Source organism: uncultured Brevundimonas sp., assembly GCF_963975535.1.
GTDB lineage: Bacteria > Pseudomonadota > Alphaproteobacteria > Caulobacterales > Caulobacteraceae > Brevundimonas.
Genome location: NZ_CAXBHE010000007.1, coordinates 77,420 through 101,554 on the forward strand (window position 1 = coordinate 77,420; position 24,135 = coordinate 101,554).

21 protein-coding genes are annotated in these 24,135 nt (G+C 63.2%); 15 read left to right on the plus strand and 6 right to left on the minus strand.

From position 1 onward, the window contains the following. Positions 1-343: 343 nt before the first annotated feature. The 9 genes from AACZ75_RS11145 to AACZ75_RS11185 all read left to right on the plus strand — a co-directional run bounded on the left by AACZ75_RS11145 (position 344) and on the right by AACZ75_RS11185 (position 11,680). Positions 344-1,576 carry a cyclopropane-fatty-acyl-phospholipid synthase family protein gene (locus tag AACZ75_RS11145; protein WP_339872928.1) on the plus strand — a complete coding sequence of 411 codons (1,233 nt, stop codon included), beginning with the start codon at positions 344-346 and terminating at the stop codon, positions 1,574-1,576. Between the two features lie 398 nt (positions 1,577-1,974). Next, entirely contained in the window at positions 1,975-3,033 is a 1,059-nt protein-coding gene (locus AACZ75_RS11150) for a type II glyceraldehyde-3-phosphate dehydrogenase (protein WP_339872929.1), read from the plus strand. Positions 3,034-3,144: 111 nt separating this feature from the next. Then, positions 3,145-3,846 carry an HAD-IC family P-type ATPase gene (locus AACZ75_RS11155; RefSeq protein ID WP_339872930.1) on the plus strand — a complete coding sequence of 234 codons (702 nt, stop codon included), beginning with the start codon at positions 3,145-3,147 and terminating at the stop codon, positions 3,844-3,846. After that, positions 3,843-5,105, plus strand: coding sequence for an MFS transporter (locus AACZ75_RS11160; RefSeq protein WP_339872931.1), 1,263 nt, complete (start codon positions 3,843-3,845; stop codon positions 5,103-5,105). Before AACZ75_RS11155 ends, AACZ75_RS11160 begins: the two co-directional genes overlap by 4 nt. Positions 5,106-5,209: 104 nt before the next feature. Further along, complete coding sequence (locus AACZ75_RS11165) at positions 5,210-5,671, plus strand: DUF305 domain-containing protein (RefSeq protein WP_339872932.1); 462 nt, start codon at positions 5,210-5,212, stop codon at positions 5,669-5,671. 81 nt (positions 5,672-5,752) lie between these two features. Continuing rightward, a complete protein-coding gene (locus AACZ75_RS11170) occupies positions 5,753-6,247 on the plus strand; it encodes a pyridoxamine 5'-phosphate oxidase family protein (protein WP_339872933.1) in 495 nt (164 codons plus the stop codon). Between the two features lie 255 nt (positions 6,248-6,502). Further along, a complete protein-coding gene (locus AACZ75_RS11175) occupies positions 6,503-8,779 on the plus strand; it encodes a xylulose 5-phosphate 3-epimerase (RefSeq protein WP_339872934.1) in 2,277 nt (758 codons plus the stop codon). A gap of 19 nt (positions 8,780-8,798) precedes the next feature. Further along, complete coding sequence (locus tag AACZ75_RS11180) at positions 8,799-10,157, plus strand: MBL fold metallo-hydrolase (RefSeq protein ID WP_339872935.1); 1,359 nt, start codon at positions 8,799-8,801, stop codon at positions 10,155-10,157. Between the two features lie 5 nt (positions 10,158-10,162). Continuing rightward, on the plus strand, positions 10,163-11,680 hold the full coding sequence (locus tag AACZ75_RS11185) for a thymidine phosphorylase family protein (RefSeq protein ID WP_339873031.1): 1,518 nt from the start codon (positions 10,163-10,165) through the stop codon (positions 11,678-11,680). Positions 11,681-11,756: 76 nt separating this feature from the next. Here the strand turns inward: AACZ75_RS11185 and AACZ75_RS11190 are convergent, their stop codons facing one another. Continuing rightward, positions 11,757-12,440, minus strand: a complete 684-nt coding sequence (locus AACZ75_RS11190) for a sigma-70 family RNA polymerase sigma factor (RefSeq protein ID WP_339872936.1) — start codon at positions 12,438-12,440, stop codon at positions 11,757-11,759. A 794-nt stretch (positions 12,441-13,234) separates the two neighbouring features. Between AACZ75_RS11190 and AACZ75_RS11195 the strand changes: the two genes are divergently transcribed. After that, the gene (locus AACZ75_RS11195) at positions 13,235-14,404 is read left to right on the plus strand and encodes an acetate/propionate family kinase (protein ID WP_339872937.1); all 1,170 of its coding nucleotides are present in this window, start codon (positions 13,235-13,237) and stop codon (positions 14,402-14,404) included. 50 nt (positions 14,405-14,454) lie between these two features. Next, positions 14,455-15,813, plus strand: coding sequence for a hypothetical protein (locus tag AACZ75_RS11200; protein WP_339872938.1), 1,359 nt, complete (start codon positions 14,455-14,457; stop codon positions 15,811-15,813). Here AACZ75_RS11200 and AACZ75_RS11205 read toward each other — a convergent pair. Both AACZ75_RS11205 and AACZ75_RS11210 read right to left on the minus strand, forming a co-directional pair. Continuing rightward, the gene (locus tag AACZ75_RS11205; protein WP_339872939.1) at positions 15,798-16,085 is read right to left on the minus strand and encodes a hypothetical protein; all 288 of its coding nucleotides are present in this window, start codon (positions 16,083-16,085) and stop codon (positions 15,798-15,800) included. The genes AACZ75_RS11200 and AACZ75_RS11205 overlap by 16 nt on opposite strands. Positions 16,086-16,103: 18 nt before the next feature. Beyond that, entirely contained in the window at positions 16,104-16,280 is a 177-nt protein-coding gene (locus AACZ75_RS11210) for a hypothetical protein (RefSeq protein WP_339872940.1), read from the minus strand. 912 nt (positions 16,281-17,192) lie between these two features. Between AACZ75_RS11210 and AACZ75_RS11215 the strand changes: the two genes are divergently transcribed. Next, a complete protein-coding gene (locus tag AACZ75_RS11215; RefSeq protein WP_339872941.1) occupies positions 17,193-18,125 on the plus strand; it encodes a ribose-phosphate pyrophosphokinase in 933 nt (310 codons plus the stop codon). Positions 18,126-18,477: 352 nt separating this feature from the next. Here the strand turns inward: AACZ75_RS11215 and AACZ75_RS11220 are convergent, their stop codons facing one another. After that, entirely contained in the window at positions 18,478-18,738 is a 261-nt protein-coding gene (locus tag AACZ75_RS11220) for a DUF5676 family membrane protein (RefSeq protein ID WP_339872942.1), read from the minus strand. Between the two features lie 555 nt (positions 18,739-19,293). On the opposite strand from AACZ75_RS11220, the gene AACZ75_RS11225 reads away from it, so the two are divergent. Continuing rightward, positions 19,294-19,971 (plus strand): DUF6629 family protein, encoded by a 678-nt coding sequence (locus tag AACZ75_RS11225; protein WP_339872943.1) that lies wholly within the window; start codon positions 19,294-19,296, stop codon positions 19,969-19,971. A gap of 459 nt (positions 19,972-20,430) precedes the next feature. On the opposite strand, the gene AACZ75_RS11230 is transcribed toward AACZ75_RS11225, so the two are convergent. Next, complete coding sequence (locus AACZ75_RS11230) at positions 20,431-20,931, minus strand: DUF305 domain-containing protein (RefSeq protein WP_339872944.1); 501 nt, start codon at positions 20,929-20,931, stop codon at positions 20,431-20,433. A 205-nt stretch (positions 20,932-21,136) separates the two neighbouring features. Then, the gene (locus tag AACZ75_RS11235) at positions 21,137-22,261 is read right to left on the minus strand and encodes an acyltransferase (RefSeq protein WP_339872945.1); all 1,125 of its coding nucleotides are present in this window, start codon (positions 22,259-22,261) and stop codon (positions 21,137-21,139) included. 244 nt (positions 22,262-22,505) lie between these two features. On the opposite strand from AACZ75_RS11235, the gene AACZ75_RS11240 reads away from it, so the two are divergent. Both AACZ75_RS11240 and AACZ75_RS11245 read left to right on the plus strand, forming a co-directional pair. After that, positions 22,506-23,225: a helix-turn-helix transcriptional regulator gene (locus tag AACZ75_RS11240; protein ID WP_339872946.1), complete on the plus strand. Its 720-nt coding sequence runs from the start codon at positions 22,506-22,508 to the stop codon at positions 23,223-23,225. 46 nt (positions 23,226-23,271) lie between these two features. Then, entirely contained in the window at positions 23,272-24,123 is an 852-nt protein-coding gene (locus tag AACZ75_RS11245; protein WP_339872947.1) for a sterol desaturase family protein, read from the plus strand. Positions 24,124-24,135 lie beyond the last annotated feature (12 nt).

Sequence of the window (24,135 nt, forward strand, 5' to 3'; positions counted from 1 at the left end):
GCTGAACATTGTCATGGAGCTGAGGGCTGCGAGAGTAGCAGCAAGGACTGCGCCGGAGTGTCATCATCGCCACTGGAAGGTGTTCGTGCGTGCGTGTCGGCTTCCAGCCCCGCTGCTGGGAATTTGCGGTCGGAATGCCAAAGTTTGCGGATCCACATGTCAGCAAAACCCCACGCGGCCCCATGGTTCAATCCGCCCGCCGGGCGACGCTCGGACATGGATGAACGACCCAACGATTTCACTCTGTCAACATTGGTAAACCGCAACTGTAAGGCACTGGCGGGTTCACCGTCTTATTCGTGAAATCCTGATGCCAATCCACAGGGCAAGAAGAGACCATCCGATGTTGAAAAAAGCCCTGCGTGCTGTTTCACCCGATCGCGCAGCATTCACGGTGCTGGCCAAGGTGCTGGAACGGGCCGTCAAGTACGGAACGCTCGTTGTCCTCGATCCTTGGAACGGGCGTCACGAGTTCGGGACGGGCACTAGGCCCTTCGCGACCGTGCGCCTGACCGATCCTGAAGTACCGGCTCGCTTGCTCGCCAGCCCCAGCCTCCGGGCGGGCGAAGCCTATATGGATGGCGACCTCATCTTACAGGACGGTTCATTGCGCGACTTCCTTCTCATCGCGGTGGCTGCGGCGGAGGCTCTGACCAAGGAGGCCCAGATTCTTCGTAGCTTCGCGGCTCGGGTCCAGAGGCTACAGCGTCATAATCCGGTCGAGCGCGCGCGGGACAATGTAGCCCACCATTATGATCTGTCGAAAGATCTATACAAACTGTTCCTTGATGAAGATCTCCAGTATTCATGTGCCTACTTCCAGACTGGTGCTGAAACACTTGATGAAGCCCAGATGAAGAAGAGGCGGCACCTCGCCGCGAAGCTCTGCCTCGAACCTGGCGCTCGCGTCCTAGACATCGGATCGGGATGGGGTGGTCTCGCGCTCGACCTTGCGAGGAATCATGGGGTAGAGGTCGACGGCCTTACGCTGTCGAAGGAGCAGTTGGCGCTTGCGCAAAAGCGCGCGCGAGAGGAGCGCCTTGATGATCGAGTGCGATTTCACCTGCAAGACTATCGACATTCATCAGGCATATTTGACCGAATTGTCTCGGTCGGCATGTTCGAACATGTCGGGGTGCCGCACTTCGGCGAATTCTTCGATGTGGTCCGTCGCCGGCTCGCTCCGGATGGATTGGCCGTGATTCACGCGATCGGCCACCGCAATCCACCGGGCGACAGTGATCCGTGGATCGACAAATACATCTTTCCTGGTGGCTATTGTCCGTCGCTTTCCGAGGTGTTGGCCAGCGTCGAGAAGAATGACCTGTGGGTGACCGACGTTGAGATTCTTCGGCTACACTATGCCGAGACCTTGCGGCACTGGTCGGAACGCTTTCAGGCTCGGCGGGCGCAGGCCGCCGCACTCTACGACGAGCGCTTCTGCCGGATGTGGGAATATTATCTCGCTGTCTGTGAGGCCGCATTCCGCGTCGGAGGCCTGATGGTATTCCAGATCCAACTGGCGCGGCAGCCGACCGCTGCTCCCCTTACTCGAGATTACATGGTCCACACTTAGTTTTCCATCATCACCAACCCGGTTAGGTGGAACTGCTGATGTCCTATCCGGCAGCTCATTAAGCCTAGACAATCTCACTCATGTTTCCGAACAAATTCGAGCAGGTGTCATCGGCTATCGCGTGCTCAGGCAAGGTATTTGGTGCGCGGTTGCTACCCCCGGAAGGGATGACTCTGGGTGGACTGGTTGATGTGGGTACCAGCTGCAATCTCAAATGACCGTAGTCAGCGAATGCGGCGACCCGCTCATGATTTCGCGTCTTCCGTCATCGGCGTCAAATTTACGGCCTCACCCGTCGTTCTTAAGGAACGACACGCGTCACTGGAACCAATCATTGATCAGCGTCAATGTGCTTCCCGCCTGTTACCTGCTTTTGGACTACGAGGAGAGATGTCGTCATGACAAAACCAACGCGGGTCGCCGTGAACGGGTACGGCGTCATCGGTAAACGGGTCGCCGATGCGGTCCGGGTCCAGAGGGATATGACCCTTGTAGGGGTCGCTGACGTCGCGACGGACTGGCGCACGCGTGTCCTTCAGGACCGGGGTGTGCAGCTTTTTGCCGCCACGCCCCAGGCAGGCGTTGAACTTCGTGCCGCGGGCGTGCCGACGGCCGGCGACCTGGACGATCTGTTGGATGAGGCCGATGTCATCGTTGATTGCACGCCCAAGCGGGTGGCGGCCGACAATGTCCCGCTCTACCGGGACCGGGGACTGAAGTTCGTCCTGCAGGGCGGAGAGAAGCACGCGGTCACCGGCCATTCCTTCGTCTCGGAGGCCAATTTCGAGACGGCGGTCGGGCGCGAGGCGACCCGGGTCGTCTCCTGCAACACCACAGCGACGGTGCGGACGCTGGGCGCTCTCAAACGCGCAGGATTGCTCCTTCGGGCCCGCGGCGTCCTGCTTCGACGCGCGACCGATCCGTGGGAAAGTCACCTGGGCGGCATCATGAATACCCTCGTTCCGGAGCCCGAAATCCCCAGTCACCAGGGCCCCGACGCCCAAACCGTCGATCCTGACCTCGATGTGGTGACCATGGCCGTCAGGGTTCCGGAGACGATCGCCCATCTCCACTACTGGTCGATCCAGATGACCCGGACGGCGGACAAGGACGAGGTGCTCGACGCCTTGCGATCCTCATCACGCATTCTGCTGATGAAGGATGCGTACGGTCTTAACGCCCTCAACGCCGTCAAGGAGCTGATGGCGGATCGGTGCCGATCTCGCAGCGACCTCTATGAGGTGGCGCTCTGGGCCAACATGCTCAAGGTGCAGGGCGATGAACTCTTCTACGCCTATATGGTCGACAACCAGGCGATCGTGGTGCCGGAGACGATAGACGCCATAAGGGCGCTCGACGGTCGCGAGATATCGGGACGCCGCTCGATCGCCGCAACAGATCTGGCCATGGGCATCGAAGGCGGTCTGTTCTCTGAAGCCGGGTCCCGGACTACCTAGAAACCCGCTCCCAATGTAGACGCGACGGCTATAGCCCATCGCTCCAGGGCGGGGCGCAGACAATCGAACGGGGCATCCTTCGGATCCTTCGTCACCAGACGGAACGCAGCCATGACCATCCGCACACTCGACGTTGGCAATCTGTTCTCGATCCTTGGGGCGGGAGGGACCCAGAAACGACAGGGCCGTATTGATAGAGTCGGTCGTGTGTCGGTGAACGCAGTTTCTGATTCCGCGACGGTTGCTTACGACGCGTCCAGGACCAACCTGTCCGCAGTCATGACCGCGACCAAAGCATGTGGCTTCTCCTGCGCCGGCGAGGCTATGCTCAAGCTTGTCTGTCAGGATCACGCCGAGCCTGTCAAAAGCGCGTCCGGTCGAGACGGGCCGGTGCCTGCCGAGGCACATGGGGACCATGCGGGAAGCGCAGGCCAAGTGTTCGCTGACGTCCTGCACGGCGACAAGGCGAGCAAGGTCAAGGAGCTCCAGGCGCAACGCAGAAAGGTCGGCATGGTCGGCGACGGCGTCAACGACGCCCCGACCCTGACCCAGGTCGACGTCGGCTTCGCCATTGGCGCAGGCACCGACGTCGCCATGGCGAGTGCTGATATCGTGCTGATCAAGAGTGACCCGTTCGACGTCGTGGGTGCCGTCGAGCTGTCGCTGGCTACGCTCGGGAAGATACATCAGAACCTGCCGTGGGCGGTCGGCTATAATGTCATCGCCTTGATGTTGAAGCGGACCAAACTGACTGGCATCCACCGCCCGGGCGAGGCTCCCGCGGCCTCCCCGTTACCGACGGCGGCCGCATGAAAGACCTCGCTCCGCAAGGCATACCGACCGCGACGATGGCCGTCCTCATGGCAGCGGTCTTTACGGTGTCTATGGGCTTCGGCGTTCTCCTTCCGTTGCTGCCGTTCATCATCGAGCGGCTGCTTGGCGCGGGGGCGGAGGTCGGGGAGATTTCCCAGTCAACGGGCTTGCTGACCGGCCTTTACATGCTGTCGTTGTTTCTCTTCGCGTCGATGTGGGGGCGCCTGTCCGACAGGTATGGACGTCGGGCGATCCTGCTGATCGGGCTTGTGGGTTTCGGCGCCACCATGCTGGTGTTTGCCTTCATTGAGAGCCTCGTCGCCGTCTATGCGGAACGGGTTCTAAGCGGCCTGTTCGCCGCTGCGGTTACACCAGTTGCGTTGGCCACCATCGGCGATCTGGCGGCAACCGAGGAGGCGCGGGCGCGCCGGCTGACATTCGTCAGCCTGTCGGGCATCTCGGGATTCCTGCTGGGGCCGATGCTGGGCGTGTTCATCGCTAGCGCTGCCGCGGATCTGGTCTCGAGTAGCGATCCGATGGGGTCTCTAGCGTTTCCGCTGGGCGCGACCGCCGTTCTCGCCTTTGCCGTGGCCGGTGCCGCAGTCTTCGTCTTGCCGCGAACCAGGCACCGGGTGCAGGTGAGCAGGCCCGACCTGGCCGTGGCGGTGACAAGTCGCTGGCTGATTCCCAAACTACTGATTCTGGCGTTCATCGTTGCCGCCGGGGTCGGGGTATTCGAGGTCGGTCTGTCGCTTCGTGGGAAACAGGAACTGGGCATGAGCACGACCCAGATCGCCCTTATGTTCACGGAGTGCAGCGTGGTGATGATCGTGGTGCAAGCGATGGTGTTCTCGCCCTGGGTCAGACCCTCAACAACCCGTTGGATGATCGCGCCTGCCCTGGTCGTCCTGACGATCGGACTGCTTTTGCTGCCACGCGCGACCAATTTCAGTTGGATGCTCGCGGTGATCGGGGCGGTGGCGGCAAGCGCCGGCATACTGACACCGATCCTAGTCTACTGGATCTCCAGCCGGGCCGGCAGGGCGCAGGGGCTCCAACTCGGCCGGCAAACCGCCGCGGCAAGCCTAGGGGCGGCCGTCGGTTCGGCCGCGGGGGGCCTGTTGTATGATGTCGCCTGGTTGCCCGGTGGGTCGTTCCTCATCATGTCGACATTGACTGGGATTGGCGTCGTGCTCAGCCTCGGCCTGCCCCGGATGCTCAGCCCACCCTGTTCCGGTTCGACCGAGAGCGCGCTTTGACAGCTGAACTGAACCAAGCACGCCGGTGTTCGTTGAATCAGAAGCCGCCGCGATCGGGACGTCACGTTCTGTTGGCAGGTGGCGTGATCCATAGGATCTCCTCCATGTTTGAAGTCACTCAACGCTCCGTCAGGCGGACTGCGGTCGCCGTGTCGATTCTTTCCCTGCTCGGAGCCGCCGGGTGCGCCGCCACCGCCGCGGACTCCGGAACGGCGATGCCGGATCGGCCGATGGCCGGGATGAGCATGCCACACGCCGGAGAGGGTCACGGCATGATGGGCCAGGATCATGCCATGCCCCCGGGGATGAACATGCCTCGGACCGCCTTCTCGGAGGCCGAGATGGGCATGCACCGCGCCATGATGATGGCGACCGATGTGAACACCCAACGGATCTGGGCGCGCAAGATGATCGCCCACCACCAGGGGGGCATCGCGATGTCGCGGGCTCTTCTGGCGAGCGATGCGACGGATGTGGAGGCCCGCCGTATGGCGCAGGCCGTCATTGACGCACAGACACGGGAAGTCGCGGAACTGGAATCCTGGCTTGAGCGCCATCCGGGTTGATCGCTCGAGGACAGGGCGGCGGAGCCGCGACATGCTCCGCCCGTCTCCGTCCGATGTCCCCGACACGTTGGAGGGTGTGTAGTGGAGTTTGAGCAGAGGCGGCTGATCCTCTCCATTCTCGGCCAGGCCGGGACCCTCACCCTGGCGACAGTGCGCGAAGATGGCTGGCCGCACGCCACCGTCGTCAGTTTCGTGAACGACGACCTGAATCTTTATTTCGGGACGGATCCTCTGTCGCAAAAGATCAGCAACATCGTCCGGGACCCCCGGGTGTCGGCGACCGTCACGCTCGGCTTCGAGACCTCGAGAGACATCCAGGCGCTCTCCCTCGCGGCTGAGGCGGAGCGCGTTACCGACGACACCGAGCTCGCGAGAGTGGCTGATCTTGTTCTGAAGAAGTTTCCCAGATCTGGACGTCCTGCGCCGGCTGAGGTTCTGGAGGGTGTCGCGGTCGTTCGCCTGCGCCCGACCATCTTCTCGATCCTGGATTACAGCAAAACCTTCGGTAAGACGGATCTGATCGACCTGCGTGCCGATCCGGCATCACCCGGTCGGAGGGACAGCCGGTCTCCCTGACCGTGATGCCCGGAAGGTCAGGGCGGGGTTGGCGCGCCCGGCCGGTGCGCACCGGCGTGGAATGGGCGATCCCGCTGTCGGTCTCTCCGCAACGATGTAAGCGTTCCGGGTAGGGGACGTCTTATCTCCAGAGCGGGCACTGCGCCCGCCTGTTTATGGCAAGGCGGAACCGTGTCGATCACTTGGGCGGAAACGTGGAGATCCGGCTATGGGCCGCTGGCCCGACGCGCCGAAACAATCACGCGGATCGAAAGCATGGCGCAGCGTCTGGTGCGGCGCGGCCTCAGCCCGGACGAGGAGTCGGTCTACCGTCTGGTGGCCGCTGCAGATCGGCTCGCGAGCGCCGGAATGTGGCTGGTGGCGCACATGACTTACGCACGCCGTGTCGACCTGTCCGGTGCGCCCCTGCCGGCGGAGGCTTTCAAGGTCCCGCCGGAGGGCCATACCGGCGGATCCCTGAACATGGTCACCGCCTTCGTCGGCTATCTGCTGGCGAACGCCCTGTCCGGGACCACGCGGTCGTGGATCATGGGCCAGGGGCACTGCGTGGCCGCCATTGAGGCGGTCAATGCCCTCACCGGCGATGTGTCGCCCCGACAGAAGGGTCGCTACAGCCGTTCGGACGCCGGCCTGTCCCAGCTCGTTTCGGACTTCTACAGCTATGCCATAGGAGCCGACGGTCGGCCCGCCACGCCGCTCGGCAGCCACGCCGGGCCGGACACCGCCGGGGCCATCTCGGAGGGCGGCTACCTCGGGTTCGCCGAGCTCGAATACGTCCACATCCCGCTGCCCGGCGAGAGTCTGGTCGCCTTTCTCAGCGACGGTGCTTTCGAGGAGCAGCGCGGCTCCGACTGGTCTCCGCGCTGGTGGCGGGCAGAGGACAGCGGTCTGGCGACGCCGATCATGATCCTCAACGGGCGCCGCATTGAGGAGCGCACCGAGATCGCCCAGGACGGCGGCGCGTGCTGGCTCGAACGGCACCTGCGGCTGAACGGTTTCGACCCGGTCCAGATCGACGGACACGATCCGGCCGCGGTGGCGTGGGCCATTCTCGACTCCGAAGAGCGGATGGCACGCTTCAAGGCGGATCCCGACCGGGTCTATCCAGCGCCGTTGCCCTATGTGATCGCCCGGGCGGTCAAGGGGTTCGGTTTTCCCGGGGCTGGTACGAACCGGGCGCATAACCTGCCGCTGGAGGGCGACCCCCGCGCAAGCGAGCAAGCGCGAGCCGCTTTCAACGCGGCGGCGGCGGCGCTGTTCGTGCAAAAAAGCGAACTTGAAGCCGCGCTGGGGGCTCTCACAACCCACAGTCTGCAGCGCCGCCCCTTGGAGAGCAGCCATCCGGCCGCGCGGCGGGCGCCGCCGGCACCCATGAGACCCGTCCCGGATTGGTCGGACGGGCCGAGGTCGCCGATGGAGGTGATCGATCACTGGTTCGTGGAATTCGTCGACGCCAACCCGGATCTGCGCGTGCGCCTGGGCAATCCCGACGAGCTTAGAAGCAACGGCATGGGGCGCACGCTCGACCGGCTTCGCCACAGGGTGAACCGACCGGAAGCCGGCGTCGCCGAGGCGATCGACGGGGCCGTGATCACCGCTCTCAATGAAGAGGCGGTCGCGGGTGCCGCACTCGGCAACAAGGGCGGCCTCAATCTCATCGTGAGCTACGAAGCGTTTGCGGTGAAGATGCTGGGTCTTCTGCGCCAGGAGATCATTTTCGCGCGCCATCAGCGCGAGAGCGGTCAGGTCCCAGGATGGCTCGCCGTCCCGCTCCTGGCCACATCCCACACTTGGGAGAACGGCAAGAACGAACAATCGCACCAGGATCCAACCCTCGCTGAGGCCCTGCTCGGAGAGATGTCGGACACCGCCCGTGTGCTGTTCCCTGTAGATGCCAACAGCGCCGTTGCCACGCTCCGCGGGGTCTACGGCCGGCGCGGCGAGGTCGCCTGTCTGATCACGCCCAAAAGGATCTTGCCCCAGGTATTCAGCGGGGAGGGAGGCCTGGATCTTTGGGAACGCGGCGCAGCCCTCATTGGAGGGGATCTCGACAGGGCCGAGATCCAGATCGTTGCGGTCGGCGCCTATCAGGCGCGAGAGGCGCTGGCGGCGGCCGCGCGGCTCAATCGAAGTGGCCGTCGCGCCTGTGTAACGGCCCTGCTCGAGCCCGGGCGGTTCCGGGTCCCGAGAGACGAGATCGAAGCCGCCCACGCTGCCTCGGCCGAGGAGCTCGAAGCACTCTTTCCCCGACGTCTTCCCCGTTTGATCCTCACCCATACCCGCCCGGAACCGATGCTTGGGCTGTTGCGTCGCCTCGACGGAGGGCCGGAGCGCACCCGGGCGCTCGGTTATCTGAGCCGCGGCGGAACGCTCGACACGGCCGGCCTCCTATTCGCCAACCGCTGTACCTGGGCGCACGCGGTCGCCGCTTCGGTTGAACTGCTGGGTATTGACCCGCACGAGGTCCTGACGCTCGAGGAGGCCGCTGCCGTGGCCGGCAAGGCTCATCCCCGCATCCTGCAGCCCGCATGACATACGAAGGAGCAACATCGTGATCACCCTCACAAGTCTGGGCGGCGCAGGCACAGTCACCGGTTCCAAGCATCTGCTGGAATCGGATGGCCGCCGTATCCTCGTCGATTGCGGTCTCTTTCAGGGTCTGAAGAAGCTCCGCGAGCAGAACTGGGATCCGTTTCCGATCAAGCCCTCCAGCATCGACGCCGTAGTCCTCACCCACGCCCATCTTGACCATTCGGGCTATTTGCCGAAATTGGTCAAGGACGGTTTTCGGGGGCCGATCCTGGCCAGCGCGGCGACGCGGGACGTCGCCGAGATTATCCTGCGGGACAGCGGTCATATTCAGGAAAAGGACGCCGAGAACGCCAACCGGTACGGCTACTCGAAGCACAAGACTGCGCTACCCCTCTACGGCGTGCACGACGCCGAGCGGGCCGTGGAGCGCTTCTCTTCCACGGCCTTTCGGCAAGAGGTCCGTTTGCCGGGCGGTGCCTCCCTCATGCTACGCCGGGCCGGGCACATTCTCGGGGCCGCGACGGCCGAGGTGACGTGGAACGGAACGAGGATTCTGTTCTCCGGGGATCTCGGCCGTTACGGCGACGCCACCATGGTCGATCCGGAGCCGGTGACGGAGGCGGACTACGTCGTGGTCGAGTCGACCTACGGGGACCGGCTCCATGATCCGCAGGACCCCACTCAGACCCTGGGGGACGTTATCGAGCGAACCACCGCGCGGGGCGGCACGATTGTCATCCCTACCTTCGCCGTCGGTCGCGCCCAGTCGCTGCTGTACCATCTCTGGCAACTGAAGGAGGCGGGCCGCATCGGCCTGGTGCCGATCTACATGGACAGTCCCATGGCGATCAACGCGACCGACCTCCTGTGCGCGCACCTGGAGGATCATCGCATGCCGCGCGACGTCTGCGAGGCCGCGTGCGGGATCGCCACCTATGTGCGGGACGTCGAAGCGTCGAAGAAGATCACCGCCAGTCCCATGCCGAAAGTGATCCTGGCGGCAAGCGGGATGGCGACGGGCGGCCGGGTGTTGCACCACATCAAGGCCTTCGGCCCGGATCGCCGCAACACCATACTCTTCTCGGGCTACCAGGCGGCCGGCACCCGAGGTCGGTCGATGGTCGAAGGTGCCAGGGAAGTGAAAATCCACGGTCAGTGGGTTCCGATTAACGCGGAGGTGGCTACCCTGCCGATGCTTTCGGCCCACGCTGACTACGAGGAAATTCTGCGCTGGCTTTCCGGGATCAAGCGGCCGCCACGCAAAACTTTCATCGTCCATGGCGAGCCCCATGCGTCCGACGCCTTGCGGGTCCGGATCCAGGACCGGTTCGGATGGGACTGCGTTATCCCCGAGATGATGGAGCGTCACGAACTGTGAGCGACATGGTCAAAAACGCCCCCGAGGCGGCAGCGCCCTTGAAAGCGCGCCGCTTCGGCCTCCACGCCCAGCACGACTCGATCGTACTGATGCGTCGGGATTGCCCCGCCTGCCGCTCGGAGGGTTTGTCGGCCCGGTCGCAGGTCGTGGTGAAGTCCGCAGACCGGGAGGTCTACGCCACCCTTTATCAGATGGACGGCAGCGTTCTCGCCATGGACGAGGCCGCGCTCTCCGAGGAAGCTTGGCGAGCGCTGGGCGTAAAGGCTGGTGACCCCGTCACCGTGCGGCACGCGCCCGCGATCGAATCCATGTCCAGCGTGCGACGGCGCATCTACGGTGCCAGGCTGGACGACACAGCGATAGACGGCATCATCCGGGACGTGGCCGCGGGCCAGTACACCCCCATTCACCTCGCCGCCTTCCTCACCGCGACTTCGGTCCTGCCGCTGGATGACGCCGAGACCGTAGCCCTCACACGCGCCATGGTCGGGGCGGGAGAGCAGCTCGACTGGGCGTCCGACGTCGTAATGGATAAGCACTGCGTCGGCGGTCTTCCGGGCAACCGCACGACGCCGATCGTGGTGGCCATTCTTGCCGCCTGCGGCCTGGTTACCCCCAAGACATCCTCGCGGGCCATCACCTCGCCGGCGGGCACAGCCGACACCATGGAAACCCTGGCGCCGGTCGATCTCGATCTGCCCGCCATGCGTCGCGTGGTGGAAGCCGAGGGGGGCTGCGTCGTCTGGGGCGGGGCCGTGAGGCTAAGCCCCGTCGATGATATCTTCATCCGGGTCGAGCGCGTTCTGGATGTGGACACCGAAGGGCAGCTGATCGCCTCGGTCCTGTCAAAGAAGATCGCGGCAGGTTCGACCCATGTGGTGCTGGACCTTCCCGTTGGTGCGACCGCCAAAGTGCGCACAAGAGAAGCCGCCGGGAAGCTGTCGCAGCGTCTCATAGAGATCGCAGCACGGTTCGACCTGAAGGCTCGCTGCGTTCAGACCGACGGGACCCAACCGGTCGGCGTCGGCATTGGACCGGCGTTGGAAGCGCTCGATATACTTTCGGTACTGCAGAATAGTCCCGAAGCGCCGCAGGATCTTCGCCAACGCGCCTGTCTGTTGGCGGGTGCTGCGCTCGAACTCGCCGGCGCGGCGGAGGCTGGTCTTGGGGCCACCACTGCCGAAGCGGTCATTGCCGACGGTCGCGCCTGGATTAAATTTCAGCGGATCTGCGAGGCGCAAGGGGGTATGCGGACGCCGCCCGTCGCGGCCCAGCGAACACCAATTCATGCGAGTCGATCCGGCCGCGTCATCCTGATCAACAACCGCCAGATCGCCACTCTGGCCAAGCTGGCGGGGGCACCCGAACGGAAGGCGGCCGGCGTCGAGATGCAGGTGCGCCTGGGAACTGAAGTCGCAGTTGGCCAGCCTCTGCTGACAGTGCACGCCGAGACGGCGGGCGAACTGGCCTATGCGCTGGACTATGCGGCCTCCCATGGCGACATGATCGAGATTGAAGGCTGACGCGCAGACCCGACGACTGGTCTCTGCAGTGCCGTAAGAGTGCAGGATTCGGATCAGACGTCGCTGCGCACCTGATTCATCCGCCGCTTCTGCGCGCTGCTGCGGTCGAGGTTTGACCTGTCGGGCCGACGGCTGATCGCCACCGTGCCGCAAGAGCGCAGGGGTCGGAGCAGGAGCCGCAGCGCACCTGCATCGCCCGGCGCAACGTAGCGCGGGCCCGGTGCACCCGAACGCCGACGTTGTTGGCGGTGAGCTGCATCTCACGGGCGATTACCTTGAGAGGCGTCTGCTGGAGCTCGGCGCGCCGCAGGAGTTGGGCGGTTTCCGGTTTGAGGTCGCCGAGAGCGCTGGACAGGCACTGCAACGCCCGGTCCAGGCTCTCAGGCGCATCATCTCCGGTGGATACGGGAAGCTCCGACAGCATGGCCTCGTTCAGCCGGGTACGGCTCGCATTTCGACGGTAAAGATCGAACAGGGCATTGCGCAGGACGATGCCGAGCCATGCATCGATCTTGCCGGGATTGGTCAGGTATCGCACGCCCTGCGTGGCCTTCAGAGCGAACTCCTGCAGAACATCCTCGGCATCTTCCTTCGACCGAAGGCGTTGCCTCAGGAAGCGCAAATGAGCAGCTCGTCCCTTTTGAAGGCTCAATTCCACGAGGCGCAGAATTTCCTGCGGACAAGCTAGTGCTGGCACCAGAACAACCTGGCGAAACCCTGCGGTTGGCGCACCCGATGCGGAGGTACGTTGGGCGTTCATCTGACAAGTCCCGTTCTTCAATCGAAAAGCAGGATATGTTCGGAATCTGCGCGCGAACATTGTTTAGGTCAAATGATCCCATCAAGACTATTTGAAACCGAATTTATGAGGGGTCAGTGTTTGTGATGCGTATTAGCCGATTTGTTCAAGTTAGTAGCAACGGGCGAGATTGACATCGAATTGAGCCGCGCGCTTCGAACACCGTTTCGAATCCTCCGACGCTTATGGATGTCTAGAGGTGGGAGTGAAAGGTCTTGATGGAGGTCAGGCCGGACGGATATTTCAGGTGCGAGAACGGGCGAGCCCGCCCCTTCGTCGCAGTCGCGGAACGAAGGCCGGTGTGGCCAGCCTGTAGACCCTGTATTGAAGTGTGACGCGGGCGTCGATCTCGCGCTCCTCACCCCTGGTAAGCCGCCAGTAAACGAGCCAGCACTGGGAACATCGCCAGGGTGAGCACGAGATCAGCCAGAAGCCGCCGCCGACAAGGGCAAAGCTGAGGATTTGAAAAGGTCCGAAATGGGGGTTCGCTCTTCAGCCGAACATCGTCTCGACGAAATGTCCGGCGTCGTGCGACCACCAGTCGGTGCCGGGGAAGCGTGTCTGGGTGGGATCTCTCAGGGCGAGACGGAACGTCGCTACCTGTGTGACGCCGGGCCAAGCCATTACGCCGGGCCGGGATCGCAGGGGAGGCGACTACCGCGGTCGGCGCTGCCGGAAGCGTAAGGAGAGCGGGTTGGCCGCGTCAGGACATGATAGGCACGCCGGACGTGCGCCAATCAGGGACCATCGCCAGGATGCCGTCCATCCTCGCTCTCAACACCGGATCCTCCACGGTCAAATTCGGCGCGTTCGAAACCGCCCGGGGGGCTCTTACATCGGTGATGCGTGGCCGGATCGAGTTCCACGGCCCGGGCCGACGGGTCTTGAGCCTGGATACTGACGGCGTTGTCCTGACTGAGGCCCCTTGGGTGGACAGGGGCAGAGACACGGCACCGGACCTATTGCGGTGGGTTGAGGCGCGTCTGACCCGGCCCGTGGCCGCGGTCGGACATCGTGTCGTGCACGGCGGGCCGGACTTCAGCCAGGCGGTCGTCGCCTCTGAGGCGGTCCTGGATAGCCTGGCGGTCCTGACCCCGCTCGCGCCTCTGCACCAGCAACAGGGACTTGCGGGAGTCCAGGCGCTCCGGAACGCCTATCCCGATCTGCCCCAGGTCGTGGCGTTCGATACTGCCTTTCATGGCGGTCACGAGCCGGTGGTGGATCGGTTGGGCCTGCCCAGGGGCTGGGAAGCCAAGGGGCTTCGTCGATACGGCTTTCATGGTCTGTCCTACGAGTCTGTAGCGGAGCAGCTCGCGACGCTCGATCCGTCGACAGCGACCGGACGCGTGGTCACGGCCCATCTTGGCTCGGGCGCGAGCCTCTGCGCACTCAGGGACGGTCGCAGCGTCGATTCCACCATGGGGGCCACCCCGCTCGACGGCCTAGTCATGGGAACGCGCTGCGGGAGCCTGGACCCTGGGGTGGTGCTCTACCTGCAGCAAGTCGCGGGGCTCGACGCCGCTGAACTCGTCGATCTGCTCTACCGGCGCTCTGGCCTGCTGGGCATCTCGGGCCTCAGCGACGACATCCGTGTCCTGTTGGAGAGCGACAGCCTTGCCGCTCGGGAGGCGGTCGATCTGTTTGTCTACCGGGCGGCGCGCGAGGTCGCGACCCTGGCGGGGGGGCTGGAGGGGCTTGACGGCCTGGTCTTCACCGCCGGCATCGGCGAGAACTCACCGCGCATCCGGGAGAAGATCTGTGCACGGCTCGCCTGGCTGGGTGTCGAGCTTGACCCGGCCGCCAATAGCCGCGGGACTGGACGCTTGAGCGCAGCTGGTAGTCCTGTCACCGTCTGGATGATCCGCACTGACGAAGAACGGATGATCGCACGCCATGCTTCCCGGCTGCTTGGCCTCGACCGGTGACTCGACGCAGAGCAAGTCGGTTCGCCACCCAGAAGGAGGCTCGTTCGTTGATGTCTGATCTGTCGCCCTTGGCCGGCTCCGTACGTGCAGACCAGCTGAACGGCGGCTGCTTTTGCGTGGGGGTGGATCAGGCAGCCCTCGCGGCCGCACTCGATCGCGAGACGGAGATCCCCGGGTTCGCCAGTGAACTGGCTGAAACCCACCCCTGGTTGTTCGCGCGGTCCCCCGTCTTCTTGCCCGCAGAGACGCTCGGCCGGATGATGGACGTGGTGGCGGCGGCGGAGGTGGCTGTCGTGCTGCCCGCTTATCGCGAAGTGGCCTTGGCCTGGACCCCGCCGCTCGCGCGTCGGGATCCGGGTCCTCTGGGTGCCTTCATGGGTTACGACTTCCACGTGACACCCGCCGGCCCCAAGCTCATTGAGATCAACACCAACGCCGGAGGTGCCTTCCTGAACGCCGTTCTCGCCCGGTCGCAGCAAGCCTGCTGCGCGGGCGTCGTAGCCGGCTTCGAGACTCCGGGGCCAGCGACGTTTCAGCAGCACGTCGGAGAGATGTTTCGCAATGAGTGGCGGCTGCAGAACGGGAAAGGGACGCCGGAAACGTTTGCCATCCTTGATGATGATCCCTTGGCGCAGGCACTTTATCCGGAGTTCAGGCTCGCTCAGACCCAGCTGCGGGCGGTCGGATTCGAAGCGCTGATTGGCGATCCTCGCGATCTGAAGCTCGAAGGTGATGTGCTGACGCTCGGCGGCGTCCGGGTAGACATTGTCTACAATCGTCTGGTCGATTTTCTGCTGGAGGAGCCGACCCACGCGGTCCTCAGACAAGCCTATGAACGTGACCTGGTCGTAGTCACGCCCAACCCGCATATATATAGCCGCTTGGCCGACAAGCATAACCTTACCCTGCTGTCCGACCCCGAAAGACTATGTCGTTGGGGACTGGCGGCGAACCATGCCGCAGTTCTTGCGGCGGCCGTTCCCCGTACCGTCCTCGTGCGATCGAAAAACGCCGCAGAGCTTTGGGCAGACCGGCGGAACTGGTTCTTCAAACCGGTACGGGGCCACGCCAGCAAGGCGGCCTACCGCGGTGCCAAACTCACCCGGCGGGTCTGGGAAGAGATCAAAGCCTCCGCCTACGTGGCGCAGGCCTATGCCGCTCCGGGACAACGACGAATCCAGCCCGACGAAGCGCCTGTCAGTCTGAAGGTCGATGTCCGCGTTTACACCTACGGCGGGCGGATTCTGCTTGCTGCAGCCCGGCTCTACCAGGGGCAGACCACCAATATGCGCACGCCGGGCGGTGGTTTCGCGCCGGTCCTCGTTCTACCGGCAGTTGTAGTGGACACCGATCCGTGCGCCGGTGCCGGAACGTCTTCGACCGGTACGGCCTGTCACGATCGTTGGTAGACGAAGATGGCCCTGACTGGATCGTCGCGCCGACTTGGGCGAGCCGTATGGAGAATCAGCAGGTAGTGCCCGGGATTCTGGAGCGAAACATAGCCGCCGTAGGTGATGGAGCCGTCCAGATGCATAGGGTCAAGTCGTTCGGCTCCGGGGCCGGAGTTACGCGGCCCTTCAATGCTCAAAGACACCTCGGCGTCATTGATGCGTTGGTTTATTGCAGCGTCGAACACGGCAAGCGTGGTGTGGTCGGTCCCTGGTGGTGGCCCGTCGTGCATCCGGGTCTCAAGATGGGACTACGGGTGATCGGTCACCTTTGCACTTTCGATGACGTCGTAGACAAGTCGAAGGCCGTCGACGGTCGGCGACTGACGGTCAATAGGCTGGGCCTGGCAGGAACCGAGCGTCAGCGCGACGGCGGCAACCAACAGGAGCGGTCGTGCCCTGTCGCGCATGTAATGGATGTCAGACATCCTCCGGTCCGTCCGCGATGGACTGCACTCTCCCTCTATCGACGAATGACGCATATCCGCCTCACGATAATTACAGCGTTTCGGTCTCCGACGGTTGGATATCTTTCCCCCTTGCTTAGCATTGTCCAGACAGTTGATCGGTTCGTGGAGCATCCTCAGGCGGCAGGTTCTGACCGCCGTTCATCTGCCGAAGGCAGTACCCCGGGGGCGTTTGCGGTCACTATTGCCGACCTCCTGCAAGAGGCGATGCCGGAATGATTTATGGGCCCGATTCTGCGGCTCTTTCGCTTAGGGAGTATTGCCCGCGGTCGGGTGCGTGTCGCTGCAGTGGAAGATCGCTTTTCTCGCCTGTCTCCAGTGACCTTGTGGGTATCCTGGGCGGTCTATTCGAGCGAACGAGCATGGCCGAGCCCTGTCCTTCCGCTCCACCCCGGCCAGGATTGGCGGCTCCAGATTCATCGGGGTCGGATTCTGGTTTGGCATCAGCGGCAAAGTCGAACGTCAGGATACAGACATCGGTGTTTCTTATACGAGGGGGCGACTCTAATGGTATCTGCGAATCCGCGCGTATTCCTCTATTGCGACGTCGTGTGCGAGCACTCGTCGCGCCGGATACCTCGGTCAATCGGATCGTGGCGAAGGCTCCCCGTGTCAAGAGGGTGGTGTGTTTGGCCAAGCGGCGAACTGCACCCGCACATGACCGGCTGGCCCCCTTCACCCAAGCGAAAATCCGCCCCATTTCGCCCGCCCCCGCGAGATGGCTATGAGCCCTTCGCTCTAAAGGCCAAAGTACGTTGTAAGAATGGGCAGACCGCAGCGTCTGAACGTGCATCCGGCCATTGGGAGCCAGCGCGTCGAGCTCTCAGGGGCCACTCGTAGCTTTGGTTCTCAGCCCTTGTTTCGGGAGTTCACATGCGATTGATCCTGCCTCTGCCAGGAAACGAGGTGTTCGCCGAGCGAATCGCCAAGGCCGGCGGGTTTGAACTGGGGAAGCTTGAAACCCGTCACTTTCCGGACGGCGAGAGCTACGTCCGGTTGGTGTCAGACATAGCGGGACGCCCTGTTGACCTGGTCTGTAGTCTGGCGCGTCCGGATCCAGGGTTTCTGAGCCTGATCTTTGCAGCTGATGCAGCTCGGGATCTCGGCGCGGCGGAGGTGACCCTGGTCGCACCCTATCTGGCCTATATGCGCCAGGACCGGCGCTTCACGCCCGGTGAGGCCGTAACCTCGCGTGCATTTTCCCGGCTCATCTCGAGCAGTTTTGACCGACTGGTCACTGTCGATCCGCATCTGCACCGCTATTCAGCGCTGGCTGCCTTGTACGACATTCCGGCGCGGACGCTGCATGCCGCGCCCTTACTGGCCGACTGGATCGCCGCTGAAGTTCCCCATCCGTTGATAATCGGACCCGATGAAGAAAGTGAGCAGTGGGTCCAGGCGGTTGCCGCAGCAGTCGGTGCGCCCCACGTTGTGCTGAGAAAAATTCGGCACGGAGATCGGGAGGTCGAGATCGCATTTCCGGACCTTACGCCCTGGCAAGACCGCCGCCCGGTCCTGCTTGATGACATTGCTTCCTCCGGGCGGACACTCATTGAGGCCGCCCATCAGTTGCAACGAAAAGGCTTGCAGCCGCCCGTCAGCGTCGTCGTTCATGGAATCTTCGCGGGGGAGGCCTTCGCGGAACTCTCCCTGCTCTCCGAAAGGGTCGTGTCCACCGACAGCGTTCCCCATGCAAGCAATACCATCACGCTCGCGCCGCTCATAGCGGCGGCGTTACAGACCTGGGAGGAGGATGGCCCCATGCGGAGTCGACGCCGTCCCGGATTTTCCGGAAGTCTTGGTTGACGCCGCCTGCTCCAGCACCTTTGGCCGCGCCGCGCCGCGCCGCGCCGCGCCGCGCGGTTGCAGGGCTCCGCTTGCGCAATTGTCAGGTTCCAATCCACGTGACTCCGCAGCAGCCGACAATCGCACTGTAGGCGGGATCAGGTGCAACGGAACAGAGACCTTCACCGTGGTGGGCGAGCAGGAGTCTCATTTGAGACCGGCGACCTGGGCATCGCTCGGGCGCAGCTTTCCAACCGGAATTCAGTAGTAGGCAAACAACCTTAACCTGGGGGGGGGCACTCAGCAGCTAGCCAACGACAGACAGCAGCTGGTGTCTGTCATGATGGTCTCATCTTTCCCTCGTCCCCTAGCTCTAGCCCCGCCCCCAGCGCCGGTTCAGCCAGTTGTAGATCGGGCAAAAAACCAATCCGGCGTAAGCTCCGTAGAGAAAGCTTTTTGCAAATCCCAACAGGAATCCGGGCCAGGTTAGCCACGTGAAGCCAGGCAACAACTGCTCCAACATAGCCGGTGCATGCAGGTTCTCAGGCGCGATCAGTCCGTAGACCACGCAAATGAGAAACGTTACGGAAGCCCAAATTCCGAGAGTCCAGCTCACAATTTTCGTGTCTATCATAGGTCGACTCCGCCGAGATTTCTGCAAAGCTGCCGAGGTGAGCTCGCTCAGTGCTCATGGGGCGGTTTCAGGTCGCCCTTTCGTGAGCGAGCGCCATCGCTACCCTTCGTGGATCGATGCGACCCATGACCGCCGTGGCCGCCATGACCCACAAGGTGCAGTCCCACAAAGGCTGCCCCGATCAAAAGCCAGGGCCAGTTTTCCACCATCCAATTCATCAGTCTCTCCTGGATCTTCGTTGGAGCGTATTGTCCGCGTGCCGGCCCGGTCACCAAATTGCCGGGGTCGCGCCCACAGAGCTATGACGCGGTGAGTCAAAATTTCTTACAGACCAGCCTCGGCTCTTCCCAAGTCTCTCTCGGCGGATACGTCGATGAAGCCGCATGCCCAAGAAGGTGTCGCTCGGACGAAGCGCAACTCAGAGTGTCCGGCTGGCCCCAATGCCGACCGAGATTGATCACCGCCAGTTTCGGCTCGGAAATTCGGTGGGAAGGTGCCAGTTTACTGCTGTAAACCCACCCCTAAGTCTGTTGAGATCCGAGGACTTACGATCGCATGTGCTTTTCCGCTACAGCCAGTTTCACGGCAGGGGCTTCGCTGCTGATCATTGGCTCGATAACAGCTCGTCGCGCACGGCGGCGCGCCGAGCTGCCCTTTGCATTGATCCCCGTCCTGTTCGGCATTCAGCAGCTGATTGAGGGAACCATCTGGCTAACGTTTCCCGACAAGGCACCGATGATGAATACCGTGCTTACGCTCGTCTATTCGATCTTCTCGCACGTCCTTTGGCCGATCTATGTACCAATCGCGATTCTGTTGATCGAGCCGGTGCTCTGGCGTCGCCGGGTATTGCTTGCCATCGCGTTGGTCGGGGCCGCGGTGGGCCTCTACCTCCTGTATTTTTTGGTAAGTCTGCCGATCGTCTCACAGGTGCAGGGACGGCATATCGCCTACGTCTCCACGCATTTCTATATCGTCGTTGTGATGTTGCTGTATGTCCTCAGCACTTGCGTCAGCATGCTCTTCTCCAGTCACACGAAAGTCAGGCTGTTTGGTCTCGCGGCCTTTGTGGCATTCGTTGCGGCCTACGTTTTTTATTCCGTGTGGCTTATCTCCGTGTGGTGCTTTTTCGCAGCAGTGCTCAGCGTCATCGTGCTGCTGTACTTTCCTCCACGATCGAAAAAGCCGTCCGGGCAACCGCCGACTTCAGAGCTTCAGTCGCCGGCAATGTGACTGTGCGTCACCGTTCGAGCGGGTAAGGCATGGGGGCTCGTAATGCCTGGCACCCGAAGGACCAGGGCGGTTCTGTAGCCGAAGCCAGCAGGTCGGTTGATAGGCGTGAGGCGGAATGGGCGCCTCACAGGCGCTCGACCGGCAACAATATCCTTATGGTCCACCAGGTCTTTCAACGCGGAGTTTCCGGGTGGCCGGGATCGGGGCTGCGGCGACGAACAATCCCGTAGGTCCGGCACTAGGCATCCGGAATGGGCTGTGGCGACATGCCCATCTCCCCCGCACGCATGCGCGGAACCCCGGGTCAGGATCCCCGGGCCGCAAGTGCGATGGGTAGTGCACGGCCCGCCGAGGGGGATCGACTGTGCGGTTGAGGACGAACCGCGAGTCGCCGGGCCTTGAGATTGGTTTTTTTCAACGATGGCGGCGTGGGTAAGTTCCCCCGATCGACGGTTCAGATCAGCGCAGGGTGTAGGCAGGTAGGTCGGGCGCTGCCGCCGGTGTGGGGTTGCTTTCAAGGTCGGCGATGAGCGCGTCCATCTCGGCGATCTCATGCTTTTGGGCCTCGATGATGCCGTCGGCAAGTTCACGAACCCGCGGGTCGCGGATATGGGCGCGTTCGCTCGTCAGAATCGCGATTGAATGATGCGGGATCATCGCGCGCATATAGTCGACGTCGTTGACCGTCGCCTGGCTACGGACGAGCCAGAGCGATCCGGCGAACACTAGGACCGCCCCGCTGATGATGGCCAGGTTCAGACGCTTCTCCGTGTACATCTTGAGCATGAAGAGCAGCATGATAACGATCATGACCGCGCCCATCACCAACGCCATCCACGCCCGGGTCTCGCTGAACCGGACGTGGTCCAGCTGGTAGGTGTTCAGATACATCAATCCGAACATGACCAGCGTGGATGTCGCGATCATCGCGCCGAAACGCAGATAGCTTTTGGCTTCCATGGTAGATCTCCGTTCTCTCAAGTCCGACCGCAACGTGTCATGACGCCTCGAGGTTGCAGGGAGGAAGAAAGATCAGCCGACCCGATGAATTCAGCGAATGTCGACGAGGGAATTCGGATCCCGCTGCGTAATCCACCTACCGTTCCGGGACGACTTGAACCTCCCGATCCGGGCCAGATGAAACGAAGGTACCAGCGGACGGACGTCAGACTGTGCCACTGGGGGGAGTTGCCCGGCCTTCAAACCGTCGCCGAATCCAGCGGCGTCCAGGTTTTTCCACACCCAGATGCAGCGCGGCGGCTACGACCATGGTGACCACGAACAGGCCCGCCAGTTCCAGGGGCGACATGTAGAAACTACTGTCTATCCCGCGAAGCTCTGATGCGACGCCCTTGTAGGCCACCAGCAGCGGCATGTGCACCAGGTAGAGCGCGAAAGAGGCCTCGCCGGAGAAGACCGCGAGGGGCGCGGACAGGGGCCCGGCTTTGGCGGTTCTGGCCAGCATGGACCAGGTCAGGATAAGCGGGGCGGCGAGAGCGACCACCAAGCGATCGTCCAGACTGAACTGCATGGCCAGCAACAGGCACAGGGTCGCGACTGCGCTGGCGCTGATGGCGGAGCCGCGCGACCACTGCCATCGACGGCCCAATCCGTAGAGGGCCATGCCGATCAGAAACTCCGGAAGAATGCGCAGAATGCCCATGTCGTCCTCGGCGCGCGGCAGCACCTTGCCGAACACCTGGCCATAAATGGCGTCGATCACGACGAAACCGAGAACGCCCAGGAACAGCAAGGCCCAGGGGCGGGTCTTCAGCTTCATCGCGATCAGCGCATAGGCAGGGAAGAGCAGATAGGCGAACCATTCGGCCGAGAGCGACCAGGACGGGCCGCTCCAGTTGTAGCCGACGAGACTCGGAAACCAGGCCTGGACGAGCAGCAGGGTCTTGAAGAAGCCCTCGGCTGTGTAGGTGGCCGGATCATACTGGACCCCTGCGGCCCGGGCGACGATCACCATGACCAGCACGCTGCCCAGCACCGCGAGGTGCAGCGGGTAGAGTCGGGCGATGCGGGCGACGATGAAGCGCCGGTAGCTGAAGGTACCGGCGGCGAAGGCCGGGCCATAGACGTGGGCCAAGATGAAGCCCGACAGCATGAAGAAGGCGTCCACCGCCAGCCGGGACCGCTCGATGATCGGGCTGAAACCCAGGGCGGGATCCCACTGGAGCTGGTAGTGGAACAGAACCACGCCCACGGCCAGGAAGGCCCGCAGGCTGGTCAGGGCTCTCAGATCGGCGGGATAGCCTTCGCGGGTGGGCGATACGGACGTCATGTGCGATGGCCCCCGGGGCAGGACGGGACCGGACTGTCCGCCTAATTGGATTACGCATGGTCCGGCGACATCCCTCATTGAGGCGAGGAAAGGCGGAGCCGTCCAACCGTCGGGGCTTCCCATTCATGCCGGGCGAGATCAGGCATCTTGCCGGATTGCTGAGGAGCGAAGATGGAGCCAGGGTCGGGTACGGCGACAGGGCCGACGAGGGTGCCGTGAGACGATGACCAGGCCTTCATCAAGCATGGACTTCGCCATCGGTGATGGTTGGGCGGCGTATGAGGGACCGCACGCGGATCACCTTGCCCATGCCCATGTCGCCATCCAGTTGGCCATCGCGCGCTCGGGCATGGTTCGGGTGGTCCTGGACGGCGATCGCGTGCTGACGGGGCAGGCGGTCATTGTCGGGCCTCGCGTGCGACATCAAATGGTGGACGTGGGCGACCCGCTCCTGTTGCTGTACCTGGAGACGCATACGGCCCTCGCCTCGCGACTACTTGCATCCATTGCCCCGGCCGGCGCCGCCGTCGCTCCTCCGGCGGTTATGGCGAGCTTGAACCTGCGGGCATCCGCGATGACCATTGTCGAGGGTCTCTCGGTGGGGCTTGGGTCAAGGGAAGGGCGCCTGGACCCGCGGCTTGAAGAGGCCTTGTTGAAGGCGTCGAAGGACCCCGCGCCCGGGGCCGTCGCCCGGGCCGCCGCCAGCGTTGGCCTGTCGCCCGCGCGACTCAGGGCGCTGGCGCAGACACAAATACGCGTCCCGTTGTCACAATGGCTGCTGTGGCAAAAGCTGCAGAGAGCCGGGCATGAGATGGCCCGCGGCGCCGGACTGGCAGAAGCGGCGGTCGCCGGCGGCTTCGCTGATCAGGCACACCTCACCCGTATCACCAGGCGCATGTTCGGCGTGACACCGTCACAGGCGTCGGGCGCGGTTCGCGCGGTCGGCAATCGTTTCGTTCAATAGAATGCCGCCTGGGTGGAGCAGGTAGGGGCGTCAATGGAGCCTCCCCATGCCCCTGCTCAGGTTTGTCGTTCGCGTCCTTTATGCACCGGTGTTCTTCACGGTTTTCGTCTGGTCAGCCCTGACCCTGGTCGAGAGAGGCGCTCCGCTATGGGGATTGCCGGTCCTGCTGGGCCTGGCGCTGGCCGTCTCCTTTGCAGCCGAGCGCATTGCCCCCTACGAGCGGGCGTGGAACCGCTCTCACGGGGACGATGGTCGCGACTTGATTCATGCGTTGGTCAATGAAGCCTCGATTTTTCTGTCGGTGCTGGCCTTGCCCGCGGTCGCCGCGTGGGGTCCCGAACTGGGTGTCTGGCCGGCTGGATGGCCGCTGTGGGGCCAACTGGCGTTCGCCATTCTGATGGCCGACCTGGGGATCACCCTGGCCCACTACGCCAGCCACCGCTTCGCTATATTGTGGCGACTTCACGCGGTGCATCATTCCGTCAAACGCATGTACGGGTTCAACGGTTTGCTGAAACATCCCCTTCATCAGGCGATCGAGCTGACTGCGGGTATTGCGCCTCTGGTCCTGATAGGGCTCCCCCAGGATGTCGCCTGGCTCCTGGCCTTCTCCGTGGCGATCCAGCTCCTTTTGCAGCACTCCAATGTCGACATGAAGATCGGACCCCTGATCTATATCTGGGCGGTCGCGCCGGCTCACCGCCACCATCACCTGGCGTCCCGGACTGAAGGGGACGTCAATTTTGGCCTTTTCACCAATCTGTGGGATCACCTTCTGGGCACGTTTCGATCCGGTATCGACACGCCGAGAGCCGGTGAGATCGGTGTCCATGGTCGATCCGACTACCCGCGGGGATATCTTCTTCAGCTCGTCGAGCCGTTCCGCCGGCGTGGTTGAACGCGGGACCGC